Origin of the sequence: Clostridium moutaii (genome assembly GCF_041205085.1) — a bacterium.
In the GTDB taxonomy this organism is placed as follows: domain Bacteria; phylum Bacillota; class Clostridia; order Clostridiales; family Clostridiaceae; genus Clostridium_B; species Clostridium_B moutaii.
Map to the genome: position 1 here is coordinate 210,487 of NZ_JBGEWD010000004.1, position 11,917 is coordinate 222,403.

At 34.5% G+C, this 11,917-nt stretch carries 11 protein-coding genes, 1 other RNA gene and 2 pseudogenes; 6 read left to right on the forward strand and 8 right to left on the reverse strand.

What is annotated here, in order from left to right; translation table 11 throughout:
• Positions 1 to 46: 46 nt before the first annotated feature.
• From AB8U03_RS06445 to AB8U03_RS06460, 4 genes are read right to left on the reverse strand one after another with little or no spacing between them, the layout of a single operon-like run.
• Positions 47 to 1,294, reverse strand: a complete 1,248-nt coding sequence (locus AB8U03_RS06445) for an MFS transporter (RefSeq protein WP_369703721.1) — start codon at positions 1,292 to 1,294, stop codon at positions 47 to 49.
• Positions 1,295 to 1,315: 21 nt separating this feature from the next.
• Positions 1,316 to 2,311, reverse strand: a complete 996-nt coding sequence (pdxA, locus tag AB8U03_RS06450; protein ID WP_369703722.1) for a 4-hydroxythreonine-4-phosphate dehydrogenase PdxA — start codon at positions 2,309 to 2,311, stop codon at positions 1,316 to 1,318.
• Positions 2,304 to 3,572, reverse strand: coding sequence for a four-carbon acid sugar kinase family protein (locus AB8U03_RS06455; RefSeq protein ID WP_369703723.1), 1,269 nt, complete (start codon positions 3,570 to 3,572; stop codon positions 2,304 to 2,306). The genes pdxA and AB8U03_RS06455 overlap by 8 nt, the downstream gene beginning before the upstream one ends.
• Positions 3,573 to 3,589: 17 nt before the next feature.
• Positions 3,590 to 4,354: a DeoR/GlpR family DNA-binding transcription regulator gene (locus AB8U03_RS06460; RefSeq protein WP_369703724.1), complete on the reverse strand. Its 765-nt coding sequence runs from the start codon at positions 4,352 to 4,354 to the stop codon at positions 3,590 to 3,592.
• A 171-nt stretch (positions 4,355 to 4,525) separates the two neighbouring features.
• Here AB8U03_RS06460 and AB8U03_RS06465 point away from each other — a divergent pair, with 171 nt between their 5' ends.
• A complete protein-coding gene (locus AB8U03_RS06465; RefSeq protein WP_369703725.1) occupies positions 4,526 to 6,130 on the forward strand; it encodes a GxGYxYP domain-containing protein in 1,605 nt (534 codons plus the stop codon).
• A gap of 53 nt (positions 6,131 to 6,183) precedes the next feature.
• Here the strand turns inward: AB8U03_RS06465 and AB8U03_RS06470 are convergent, their stop codons facing one another.
• Positions 6,184 to 7,101 carry a fused DSP-PTPase phosphatase/NAD kinase-like protein gene (locus AB8U03_RS06470; protein WP_369703726.1) on the reverse strand — a complete coding sequence of 306 codons (918 nt, stop codon included), beginning with the start codon at positions 7,099 to 7,101 and terminating at the stop codon, positions 6,184 to 6,186.
• Between the two features lie 160 nt (positions 7,102 to 7,261).
• Between AB8U03_RS06470 and AB8U03_RS06475 the strand changes: the two genes are divergently transcribed.
• Together AB8U03_RS06475 and AB8U03_RS06480 are read left to right on the forward strand one after the other, a co-directional pair.
• Positions 7,262 to 7,414 carry a hypothetical protein gene (locus AB8U03_RS06475; RefSeq protein WP_369703727.1) on the forward strand — a complete coding sequence of 51 codons (153 nt, stop codon included), beginning with the start codon at positions 7,262 to 7,264 and terminating at the stop codon, positions 7,412 to 7,414.
• A gap of 12 nt (positions 7,415 to 7,426) precedes the next feature.
• Positions 7,427 to 7,549, forward strand: coding sequence for a hypothetical protein (locus tag AB8U03_RS06480; RefSeq protein WP_369703728.1), 123 nt, complete (start codon positions 7,427 to 7,429; stop codon positions 7,547 to 7,549).
• Positions 7,550 to 7,633: 84 nt separating this feature from the next.
• On the opposite strand, the pseudogene AB8U03_RS06485 reads toward AB8U03_RS06480, so the two are convergent.
• Both AB8U03_RS06485 and AB8U03_RS18075 read right to left on the reverse strand, forming a co-directional pair.
• Positions 7,634 to 8,157 (reverse strand): annotated as a pseudogene (locus AB8U03_RS06485) (PLP-dependent transferase); the annotation flags it as partial.
• 57 nt (positions 8,158 to 8,214) lie between these two features.
• Positions 8,215 to 8,307, reverse strand: a pseudogene (locus tag AB8U03_RS18075) (hypothetical protein); the annotation flags it as partial.
• Between the two features lie 186 nt (positions 8,308 to 8,493).
• Here AB8U03_RS18075 and AB8U03_RS06490 point away from each other — a divergent pair.
• Together AB8U03_RS06490 and AB8U03_RS06495 are read left to right on the forward strand one after the other, a co-directional pair.
• Positions 8,494 to 8,829, forward strand: coding sequence for a cupin domain-containing protein (locus AB8U03_RS06490; RefSeq protein WP_369703729.1), 336 nt, complete (start codon positions 8,494 to 8,496; stop codon positions 8,827 to 8,829).
• A 151-nt stretch (positions 8,830 to 8,980) separates the two neighbouring features.
• Complete coding sequence (locus AB8U03_RS06495) at positions 8,981 to 10,375, forward strand: hypothetical protein (RefSeq protein ID WP_369703730.1); 1,395 nt, start codon at positions 8,981 to 8,983, stop codon at positions 10,373 to 10,375.
• A gap of 35 nt (positions 10,376 to 10,410) precedes the next feature.
• On the opposite strand, the gene AB8U03_RS06500 is transcribed toward AB8U03_RS06495, so the two are convergent.
• Positions 10,411 to 11,289 carry an amidohydrolase family protein gene (locus tag AB8U03_RS06500; RefSeq protein WP_369703731.1) on the reverse strand — a complete coding sequence of 293 codons (879 nt, stop codon included), beginning with the start codon at positions 11,287 to 11,289 and terminating at the stop codon, positions 10,411 to 10,413.
• 240 nt (positions 11,290 to 11,529) lie between these two features.
• Between AB8U03_RS06500 and ssrA the strand changes: the two genes are divergently transcribed.
• Positions 11,530 to 11,890: a transfer-messenger RNA gene (ssrA, locus tag AB8U03_RS06505) on the forward strand.
• Positions 11,891 to 11,917: the final 27 nt, after the last annotated feature.

Here is an 11,917-nt window from a genome sequence, read left to right on the forward strand (position 1 = left end):
TTGAAAACCTTTCTATGAAAAGCATATTTATTAAAATATCAATTTTTTATTTAGCTTCAGATGCCTTACCTCTGCTGGCCTTAATTCCCATGGAGACAATAGCTGTAATTATTAAAAATATTCCTAAAACAATGAAACCCAGGTATCCACCAAATTTCCCCTGAATCCATCCTACAATATATGGTCCGAGAAAACCTCCCAAATTTCCAAGGGCATTGATTAGCCCCATAGCAGCTGCTGCCAGTTCCGGTCTCAATATATCTGTAGGTATTGCCCAGAATGGACCATAAGGTGCATACACTCCTATAGCTGATATAACTAAAAATATCATTTTTGTAACTGCTGTATGTGCTAAATACTGTCCCCCAATAAGCCCAAAAGCACCAATCAAAAGTGGTATGGCAACATGTATTTCTCTTTGCCTTCTTTTATCAGACAGAGAGGAGTTAAATGCCATTGCTATCATTGCAAAAATAAATGGTATAGCACTTATAAGTCCAACCAAAGAAGAACTAAGTCCTTTAAAATCCTTTATAACACTTGGGACCCACATGGTATATCCATAAAAACCTGACATCCAGAAGAAATATGCAATCAGCAGCCAGATGACAGTTGGATTTTTAAAAGCCGAGCCATATCCAGCTCCTTTAGGTTTATTCTCATTTTCTTTTGCAATTGTATCTTCAACATATTTTCTCTCTTCCGGTGATACCCATTTAGAAACAGCTGGACTATCCTCAATTGAAAACCACCATACAAATCCCCATATAAGAGGCAGCATTCCTTCAATTAAAAATACTATACGCCAGCTAGTTATTGATAACAACCAGCCTGTAATAGGTGCCATGATAACTGCAGATAATGGCATATTGATCATCCAGAAGGCATTTGCACGAGCTCTTTCTCCTGACGGAAACCACTTAGCAAGCAGAACCAACACTGATGGCCATACACCGCCTTCAAAAACTCCCAACAATAATCTCAATACAAAAAGTTGTGTTTTGCTTTGAACTAAGCTAGTACACATAGCCGCTACACTCCAAAGCATAATAAGTATAAATACAACTTTTTTGGCACTCCATCTATCTGCCAATATTGCGGCCGGTATTTGCAATACCATATACCCTACAAAAAATATTCCTGCAGCTATACCAATATCCGCACTTGACAGATTAAATGACTTATCTATATATGGCAGTATCATAGATACATTGATTCTATCCATGTAAGCTGTCATATACATTACAAATGCCACTGGTATAATTCTGACCCACCTTTTTGATGATGACTCCATTTTTATAACAACTCCTTTTTTTTATTTGTATACTTCTGCATATTTATAAGCTAATTTAATTGCCTCTTCCATGCTGACAGAACTCACAATATTCTTTCCTGCAATATCAAAAGCTGTACCATGATCCACAGATGTTCTTATAAAAGGTAATCCTACAGTCACAGAAATTGTTCTTTCAAAATCAACCATCTTGGTAGCTATATGGCCTTGATCATGGTATAGTGATATTACCGCATCATAACCACCGTTTAATGCTATATGAAATACGGAATCAGCTCCTATAGGTCCTGATATATTTATTCCCTGTTTTTTTGCATCTTCTACAGCAGGTACTATCTCATCTACTTCTTCCCATCCAAATAGCCCATGTTCTCCACCATGAGGATTTAAACCTGCAATTACAATTCTGGAATCTTTTAACCCCAATCTGTTAAGTCCCTCATTACATTTTAAAATGTATTTATATACTCTTTCCCTTTTTATAGATTCTACAGCTTTTGCCAGGGACACATGTCTAGTTAAGAAAAATACCCTGAGATTACGTACTTGAAACATAGTCATAGGATCATCAGTATTTGTAAGACCAGCCAATATTTCAGTATGACCTATATAATTTATATTTGCTGCTTTCAAAGCTTCTTTATTTATAGGTGTAGTGGCTATGGCATCCACCTCATGAGCTTGTGCAAGTTCCACAGATTTTTTTATAAACTCAAAAGCCGCCTTACCTGCTTTTGCCTGTATTTTACCAAACTCTATTTTATCTGAATCCACATTGTTTAAATCTATTAAATCAATAGTTCCAAATTCAAATTTCGCCTCTTTAACACTATCTATTACATTGATCTCCAGTTCTATACCTGTTACTTTTAATGCTCTCTTTATGGCCTTCAGTTCACCTACCACCAAAGGCTTTGTATTTTCATAAACAAATTTTTTATTAAGAGATTTCACTACTATTTCAGGTCCAACTCCTGCTATATCTCCTATTGGTATTGCTATAATCTTTTTATTCATCTTTACTACCTCTTTCAATATTTTTTTCTATAGTGGACATTATAAAAGCCATAGATGTTTCATCTCCGATTAATCCTCCCTTAGTCAATACATGTAATCCATGAAATTGACCCCCTATTATCTTTCCATAAACTGCAAGAGGGATTATTTCCTCTATTATCTCCATTGCAATGGAATTTATGTTTTTTAAAAATCCCTGAGCTGTATCACCTCCACTCAAATACACCAATTTAATATTAAAATCTTTCATATCTAAAATTGCCTTGGCTATTTTATTCAGCCTATCAGATATAATATTGGATACATCCAAACTTATCCCACTCTCTATCTCAGCTTTTATCAAAGAAGTGGTAATACATAAGTACTTATAATTTTCATAATCTTTTTGCATGTAATCCAAAGCCTTTTTAAGTTCATCTTCAAAATCATTTATTAAATTATTCACATCCACATTATAAATCAGCACTTCCCTGTGCCCCTTAAAATATTCCAGCTGCTTTCTGGTCAGTTCTGTAATGCTTCCTATAACCATCAATGATCTGTAGGGAGTGGCTTTAATTGATTTTAATCTATTTATAGAAAGATAAGAAGTAAAAGGTCCTGGATCTACACAAACCACCTTTTCTCTCAAAGATGTGCAGGCATCTGCTATAACCATGACATCCTCATTGGACACCGCATCTATCACAATTATTTTACTGGAATCCTTTTCTATTCTTCCTTTCAAAAATTCAGCACCTTTTAAAACATCCTCCAGTGGTATATATCCAATAGATTTTTTGCTTTGAGATTTTATAATACTTATCACATTAGATGATTTCACGGGAGTCTTAACATCACTGGAAACATTAGTCTTTTCCAGCGGTATCCCATTTACCAGAATGTATCCTCCCAAACATATTCTCCCTGAAGAAGGATAGGAAGCCACAACTATTGCCTTATACTCCGGCCCCAGCTCATCCAGTACAGCATCTATTTCACTTCCTACATTTCCTCTAAGGGTACTGTCTATTCTTTTACTGATTAATTTTACTCTATTCTTAAATTTACAGGTTATGTCCCTTATCAAATTATAGGAATACTGGCTTTTCTTATCTCTGGTATCAGTATTTACACAAAATATATCCTTATCATAATGAAATTTTTCTATATCATTACAGCTTAAAAACGAAACAGCCTCAAAACCACCCTCATCTTTTAGCAGCACTCCTGTATCGTTTGCACCTGTAAAATCATCAGCTATTACTAAAACATTTGGCATGTAAAAACCTCCCTAAATCAAACAAAATATAATTTTGTTTCGAACCTTTCCAAATCTTTTTTTATATTATCCTTTAATTCTATGTCACTTATCAAAATATTCACTTCGTCTATATTGCAAACCTTTGAAAAAGAAGTTTTATTGAATTTACTATGATCTGCTAAAAGTACAGATTTATTGGCGTTATTGATCATCAATCTTTTTAAGTAAGCCTTTTCAGCTGTTGGTGTAGAAACAGAATAATTGCTATTCACTGATGTAACTCCTATAAATGCATAATCCACATTAAAAGATTGTATGAATAATTCTGCATGTCTTCCAATTAAAGCCCCAACATTCTCCTGAACTATACCTCCTGTACAAAATAACCTGATATTAGTATATTTAAATAATTCCATTACTATTTTAATATCATTGGTAATTACGGTAATATCTTTCATTGCCTTTATATGCTTAGCTACCTCAAGGCAAGTAGTTCCTGCATCCAGTATCAATGATTGCCCTTCTTTTAGAAATTCTGCCGCCCTTTTGCCTATTCTCTCCTTTTCATTTTTATTTACGATTTCTTTGTCCATATAAGGCACTTCATAACTTATGATGTCTTTGTACACCGCACCACCATGGGTTCTCATCAAAAGTCTTTTATCCTCCAGGATTTCCAGATCTCTTCGTATTGTCATCTTTGATACCTTCAATTTGTCTGCTAATATATGAACTTCTGCCTTGCCATTTTTTCTTAAGATATCCACTATTTTAATACGTCTTTCTTCAGGCAACATCATTTGTCCTCCCTGTTTAAACCGAACATATTGTCTGTTCATTTGTGTTTATATTTGTTATATTCTATAAATAATTTAAAATTCCTTCTTTTTATAAAAAAATTTTTTATAAAGAATACTTGTACGAATCAATTATATAAAAAACCACATACTAAAATCAGGAGGTGCCTTTATATGAAATCAAAAAATATAATTATAGCAATTATCATGATTTTTTTAAGCAATTTATTTGTTACAGATGTAAGTGCTTTTTCAAGTCATCCCTACTATATAAAAAACTCTAAAATGCCAAAACATCTTTATGTAATACAACAAAATAACCTGAGTCCTGCTGAAAATACCATGATAACCACACTGCAGGGAGTGATATCAAATAAATCCGATTTTCAGATATATACTTTGAATAAAAATCAACCAGACTATAAAATATGGCTTGAGGACTTAAAGGAAAACTACGGTATCAATTACAGCATGATAAACGATCCCTGGTATCTGCTTGGTGAATTCAAGAATTTTGTAAAAGGCTACGTACTCTATGATAATTTTTCCAAAAAAGATCCTTCGATAAACAATGCCTGTTCTCTGGCATCTTTAAAAGATTCAATAGTCGTAGATAAATCTATAGAAAGCAAAGTAAAAAATATTGGTATTAAAATGCAGTATGACTGTAGAAATACCGATAAATACTGGGCTTATAACAACCTGTGGAATCTTGGACTAAATCATTCAACAGTAATTGAGCTGTCTCCAAATAGAGATGCTCCCCTCAGAGATTACGGCATAATGAGCAAGTCTCTGATATTCTACGAAGATGACCCAAAAGACTTTTCTCTAAGAAACAAAGTTTTTGGATCTATGAATAAAGACTCCACCTGCCTTGGATGGGGCCCTGACGAACAGGGTAATATAAGTGCGGCTTCCAGAAATGGGGTAAGTGTCATTCCTGCTGATTGGTCCTACAATTTGACAGTGTTAAGTGCCTTTCCATCATCTCCTGTAATTCAGAAAAGCACGGCAAATCCTATGGAAAATTTCAGTGCAGGAAATATGCACTATGTAACCTTTATCATGTCAGATGGAGACAATCAGCAGTGGAATCTTGGAAGCAATTACGGTTCTAAAAAATGGTATGGTTCACCTAAAAGGGGCAATTTCAACATGGGTTTCAGTATAAATCCATCATTGTATGAATTGGCACCAACTGTTCTAAAAATGTATTATAAAAATGCCTCCTCAGACACTTTCAGGGATTACTTTATTGTATCTCCTTCCGGCAATGGATACATGTATCCGAGTGAATTCAAACCGGATTCACTAAATCCCTTTTTAAAGAGACTAAACAGTTATATGAAAGATGTGGATCAAAAATACGTATCTGTTTTAGACAACTGGTCTTTTTACAACAGGGATCTATGGAACAAATACACCGCCTATCCAAATATTCAAGGCATATTTTATTTAAATTACAGCAGACAGGATGATTACAAGGGTAAAATAATATGGAGCAATGGCAAACCTGTAGTATCCTGCAGAAATTTGCTCTGGTCTAAAATAGGAGAAAACGAGGATCTAGTAAAAGACATAAACGGATACGTAAAAAGTGGATATACTGACATAACCACACCTTATGCATACACTTTCGTATACGTGCACGCCTGGAGCAAAAACATGAAAGATATAAATCAAGTTATAGAACAATTAAATAAAAATCCTGCTGTAAAAGTGGTAACACCTGATATATTCATGCAGCTCATAAGGAAAAATATAACTCATATGTAAAATCATTAATCTAAAATAGGATTTAGCACCAATAATAGTGCTAAATCCCTTGTTTAATTGCTGTTGGTTTTTATCCATTGAGACCAGGTGGTATTAAAATCATCCTTGTTTTCTCGTGTGTATTTGTAAAATTTCTTTACGAATTCAGATCTTTCCGAAGAAAAACTGCCAGGTTTATATGAAGGTTTAAGAAGATTTTTGCCTCCCAGTAAAACCTGTCTTTCCATTATGTCTTCTAGACTGACTTCTTTTGAATTTTTCATCATGTCATACATGACCATAAAGGTAGTGGTTCTTCCGATTCCTGCTTTACAGTGAAAATGGTACCAGGTATCCTTAGGCATCTTTTTAACTTCCTTTATAAAATAATCCACCATCTCATCTGAAGGCCTTTCATTGTCCGTGACCGGTATCCTGATGTAGCTCATGCCATTTTCCTCTACAAGCTCCTTCTCGCTTTGGACTTTAGTGGGAATTATCTCTTTTCCATCAACATCGATTTCTTCATTTAACTCAATGTCCTTGAGTTTTTTACTTTCATCTTCTAGGACTTCATCTCTGCTCAATCCCTTATTAGCCTTATTACTGTCTTCACCCACCCAGCTCACTGCCAGGTTATTGATAAATCCATGGGATTCCTGCCTTAAGTCAACTACAGCTATAGGCACATTGCCTATTTGTTCTTTCATCATCTTTATATTATTGCCTGTAAATTGTGCACTTCCTGAAGCATTTAATGAGGTTAATCCTTTTAAATTCACATCTTTCTTTTCTATATTATCTGTGGTTTTCCTAAATCTCTTAGGCATCTTAGCTTTTTTCTTTGAATCTATCTTAAGATGCGACTCACTATTTTGGGTATTGAAAACTTCTTTAGAATGTACTGAGGATATTCCTATAATCCCTATGAATGATATAAAAAATACTGCACAGATAAACATACTTATCAATTTGCTAAATTTTTTATTCATAATATTTCACCTCTCTTTTATGATTTCATATATATCTTTTCAATTTTACTCAAATATTATTACTGAATTTAATTGCAAAAACATGTATATTGCATTGAATTGTGTAAAAAATAAAATATACATTTTACTTTTTACTTTTAAAATTAAGGAGGATATTTAAATGTCTAAAGCTGGTATGAGAAGACCGGATCCAAAACAGCCTCACGGAACTGAAAGCAATAAAAAAACTAAGTTGGGGAAAAATAAAGAAAAACCTGTATCAGAAATCCAGGGTAAAGCTAAAACCGGAAACAAAGATGCAGGATTAATTTAGAGGTGATAAAAAATGCCAAAAGACAGTCAACCCGATAATAAACAAGCCAGAATGAAAAAGTGCAAGGGCAATACACCCCCTACTGAAGAGGCAAAAAACCATAATAAGACCAGGAAAAAACATTCAGCAAAATAGATGCTCTTGAATAGAATTATTTTTTAAAAAAACAGGCAAAAAAGGGTAATTATCCTTTTCTGCCTGTTTTTCTGTATTCATGAGCTATTTTACTATTAAATTAAGAGCTTGTTTTAAATCAGCTATTATATCCTCAACGTTTTCAAGTCCCACAGATAGCCTTACCAAACCATCACTTATACCAGCAGCATGCCTTTCTTCCGCAGTATATGGCAAATGAGTCATGGAAGCAGGATGTTCAATAAGGGTCTCCGCATCTCCTAAACTTACTGCAAGAGCTGCAAGTTTAACATTATTCATAACAGTTATGCCTTCTTCAACTCCTCCTTTGGTCTCTGAAGATATGGAGTACAAAATGTATTATGGACAAATACAAGACAATCGCTGTTATTACCATGAGCAATACCAGATATTTTTCTGATATCATTAATTTTTAAAGTTGGATTTGCAGGAGTTTCAGGATAAAGCACTTTTGTATTTGGCCTCAGTGCTTTCTCTATTTCCTCTATATTTGAAGCATCTACAAAAGTTACGTCAACCCCGAATCTTGTAAGCCCATGGCTTAGAAGTGCAAAAGTACACCCATACAAAGTATCGGATGCAACTAACAGATTCATGGCCCTTTCTACAACATTTCTAAGTTCTCTTACATTTCCAGGCCACTTATATGCCACTAACCTTTCCATAAATTCGGTTTCCACACCTTTAATATTTTTATTTAGCCGTTTATTTAATTTATTGATGAAAAAGTTAACCACTATTTGAAATTATCTTAAGTCTCAAATAGTCTTTCATTAAATTATCCCCCCATATCAGTTCAAAGCCCTAATAATTAGACCATATCAAATATACTTTTAAAGTACAAGTATTTAGTAACATAAGATACATATACTTATGCACAAAAGGCTTATAATATAATTAAGAAATATAAGGAGGTAAAATATATGAGTGGTTTAATAAAAAACATAGAATTCTCCAAGATAATAAACTTAAAAGATCTGGTATCATATGAGGAAGGTCAAGTCATAAGCAGAACTCTTGCACAAACGCCTACTGCAAATATCACCTTATTTTCCCTTGATAAAGATGAAGGCATCAGTTCTCATTTAACCCCAGGAGATGCCATGGTTCAAATACTAGATGGCAAGGCTGAAATAACAATAGGAAGCAATACCTTTACTCTTAAGGAAGGTGAAACCATAGTAATGCCTTCCAACATTCCCCATGCACTTCTGGCTTGTGAAAAATTCAAAATGCTTTTGACAGTTATAAAAGGTTAATTATTTTAAAATAAAAATCACCATTAATTTGATGATTTTTATTTTTGCAATAATCCATTCTCAGCTAAACTTGCACTAAAAAACTTTTTATCACCTCAAAAAATCCTTCTGCATAAATTATTAATATACTCATTTTATGCGGAGGTCACATATGAATATTTTACTAACGAACCTACATTATATTTATATTATCTTTATCTTAATAATAATTATAGCCATGGCATTGAAGCGGGACATATCACTTATATGTATAATTGGGATTTTTACACTGGGAATACTTGCAACCAGCTCTATACCTAAATCCATTATGGGAGTTTTCAACAGTCTTGTTTATGCAACCAAGGAGCTCATGCCCACTATTTTCATAATATCCATAATAACCGCAATGAGCAATGTATTAGTGGTTGTAGGGATAAATAGGGAATTAGTATCCCCCTTTAAGAGAATAATGAAATCCTATTGGATGTGTTACTGGATTATAGGGATTGTAATGATGACATTATCCTGGTTTTTCTGGCCTTCTCCTGCTGTGGCCCTTATAGGAGCATTATTTTTGCCTATAGCAAAAAAAGTGGGTCTCCCGCCTATAGGTGCTGCAGTAGCTATGAATTTATTTGGTCACGGTATAGCCCTGTCCAGTGATTTTATAATACAAGCAGCCCCGAAACTTACAGCTGATGCAGCAGGAATAAAGGTCTCAAGCGTTGTATCTGCAAGTATACCTTTAACTGTAGTAATGGGTGTAGTCACTACGGTCATAGCTTTTTATATGTTGAGAAGAGATATGAAAAACGGAAATATAGATATGAGTTTTCAAAAAGAAGAAATAGTTGCACAGGAAGAAAAAGATACTATTGTTATACCAAATTTTTTAAGAAAGTTCTTGACTATTTTAACAATACTAATATTTTTATTAGACATAGTAATCATGTATACATGTAAACTTCAAGGAGGAGATGCTACAGCTCTAATAGGCGGAACTGCCATATTTATTTTAAGCTTGATTTCAATCATAGCCTATGGTAAAAGGTGCCTGGAGAAAATTACAACTCATATTGTAGATGGACTTATATTTGGATTTAAAATATTTGGCATAGTCATTCCCATAGCAGCCTTCTTTTACCTGGGAGACTCAGCTTTTACTGAAATATTCGGTAAGGTACTGCCTCCATCCTCCCATGGCATAGTTAATGATCTAGGCATAGCCTTCTCAAATATTGCACCTGCCAATCCGCTACTTGCATCTGGAACCTTAACTACAGTAGGCGCCATAACAGGACTAGATGGATCCGGCTTTTCAGGAATACCTCTAGTAGGCTCCATTGCCAAATTATTTTCCACGGCACTAGGCGGTGGTGTGTCTACATTAACGGCTATGGGCCAAATAGCAGGCATATGGGTTGGAGGTGGAACTGTAATACCTTGGGCCGTAATACCTGTTGCAGCCATATGTAAAGTAAATCCATTTGAACTTGCCAAGAGAAACCTGATACCAGTCATAATAGGTCTGCTTGTAACTACCATATTTGCATCATTTTTAATATAACAAGCCGTAAAATGTTTTTTTGCAAAAATATATAGTCATACTCCAAGGGCCTTGGAACCATTTTCAAGGTCCATCTTCAAAACTGTATTTTTATCAAATCCGATATGTTGAAAATGTCTTATTTCATCAAAAATTCCTGTGCCATGTGTTACTCCATAGGATCCTGCATCACTTCCAAGAGCAATTTTAACGCCTATCTCATATGCCTTTATTATGTTTTTGACCTGAATAATGTACACCTTTTTTATTATATTCAGCTGATTTTTAAAATTTGGATCCTTTGCATCAAGTATATTCCCAAGAGGAGAGAGCGTAGGTACCCATATTATTCCCTTCTCCGCCATACCATACAACTCCTTATTGGAAATAAGAAAGCCATGTTCTATAGTATCAACACCAGCTTTTATTGCAATAGATACTCCCTCACATCCATTAGCATGTACCATTATTGGCACTCCATATTCTCTTGCGCTTTTCACCATATATTCCAGCTCATCATATGTAAATGCAATATCCCCCACATCCCCGAATCTATTAAAATTGACTATTCCTGTCAATATGATTTTAAGATGATCCAGTTTGTTTTCTTTTAAGGTATTGAACTCATTTTTAAAATCATCTATTCCACAAACAGATCTTCCTAAAAATAATCCGTAATGATCTTTTTTAGAAATTGCGAATATAGGACTCCTATATATTATTCCTTCTTCTCTTGCAACCTTCCGTGCCAGACAGGAGGCAAATATTCCATCACCGCCGTCTCTTAAAGCAAGCACACCGTTTTTTTTATAAGTTTTTAAAATCCTGTCAAGACAATTTATTTTAAAATCAATTGTAGAATTGTTCCACTCTCTTTTAGTGAATAACGTATTATGGAAAATATGTATATGTGAATCAACTATCAACAAAAACACCTACCTTAAATTTAATTATATCAAACCTTGACTTATTATTTATTTATTATTGGGAAAAATATATAGAAACACAGGATTAAAATTTAAAATTAATAACTTCATGGTCTATCCGAATAGTGATATTATCAAAAGTTAACAACAACTTCTGTCACACTAGTTGACTTATTAAACATTAGATGATATAATTTAATACTGCATCAGCTTATTGCTGTATGCATAAATCAATACATCTTATAACTTGGGGGCGCAATTGGTTTCGACGGGGGTGAGATGTGTTTGAGAAGCGAGTCGAGGGAACCTGTGGGCCCGCGTTAAAAAACTATGGGATTAAATTTAAACGCAAACAATAACGAAAATTTAGCTTTAGCAGCGTAGTCTGCTAGCCGTCAGCCTGGAATTCCCGCGATCCAGTGTCTGGCGTCGACAGCGGGGTACCGAGTCCAGCAAAGCTTTGACCTGGGAACGGAATTTATGAAGCTACTAAATTCAGAAGCCTGTCCTTAGGCGTCTGAAAGAGGGAATGTTAAACTAAGGACTGCACTCGGAGATGCTCAAATGCTTCCATTTTCGGACAGGGGTTCGATTCCCCTCGCCTCCACCAATCAAATCCACAATCGATATAAAAAAA

Excerpts from the sequence above, each read along its gene's own strand:
- AB8U03_RS06465 (WP_369703725.1), top strand. The coding sequence starts at position 4,526 with ATGAAATCAAAAAATATAATTATAGCAATTATCATGATTTTTTTAAGC.
- AB8U03_RS06470 (WP_369703726.1), bottom strand. The coding sequence starts at position 7,101 with ATGAATAAAAAATTTAGCAAATTGATAAGTATGTTTATCTGTGCAGTA.
- AB8U03_RS06480 (WP_369703728.1), top strand. The coding sequence starts at position 7,427 with ATGCCAAAAGACAGTCAACCCGATAATAAACAAGCCAGAATGAAAAAG.
- AB8U03_RS06455 (WP_369703723.1), bottom strand. The coding sequence starts at position 3,572 with ATGCCAAATGTTTTAGTAATAGCTGATGATTTTACAGGTGCAAACGAT.
- AB8U03_RS06495 (WP_369703730.1), top strand. The coding sequence starts at position 8,981 with ATGAATATTTTACTAACGAACCTACATTATATTTATATTATCTTTATC.
- pdxA (WP_369703722.1), bottom strand. The coding sequence starts at position 2,311 with ATGAATAAAAAGATTATAGCAATACCAATAGGAGATATAGCAGGAGTT.
- AB8U03_RS06460 (WP_369703724.1), bottom strand. The coding sequence starts at position 4,354 with ATGATGTTGCCTGAAGAAAGACGTATTAAAATAGTGGATATCTTAAGA.
- AB8U03_RS06490 (WP_369703729.1), top strand. The coding sequence starts at position 8,494 with ATGAGTGGTTTAATAAAAAACATAGAATTCTCCAAGATAATAAACTTA.
- AB8U03_RS06475 (WP_369703727.1), top strand. The coding sequence starts at position 7,262 with ATGTCTAAAGCTGGTATGAGAAGACCGGATCCAAAACAGCCTCACGGA.
- AB8U03_RS06445 (WP_369703721.1), bottom strand. The coding sequence starts at position 1,294 with ATGGAGTCATCATCAAAAAGGTGGGTCAGAATTATACCAGTGGCATTT.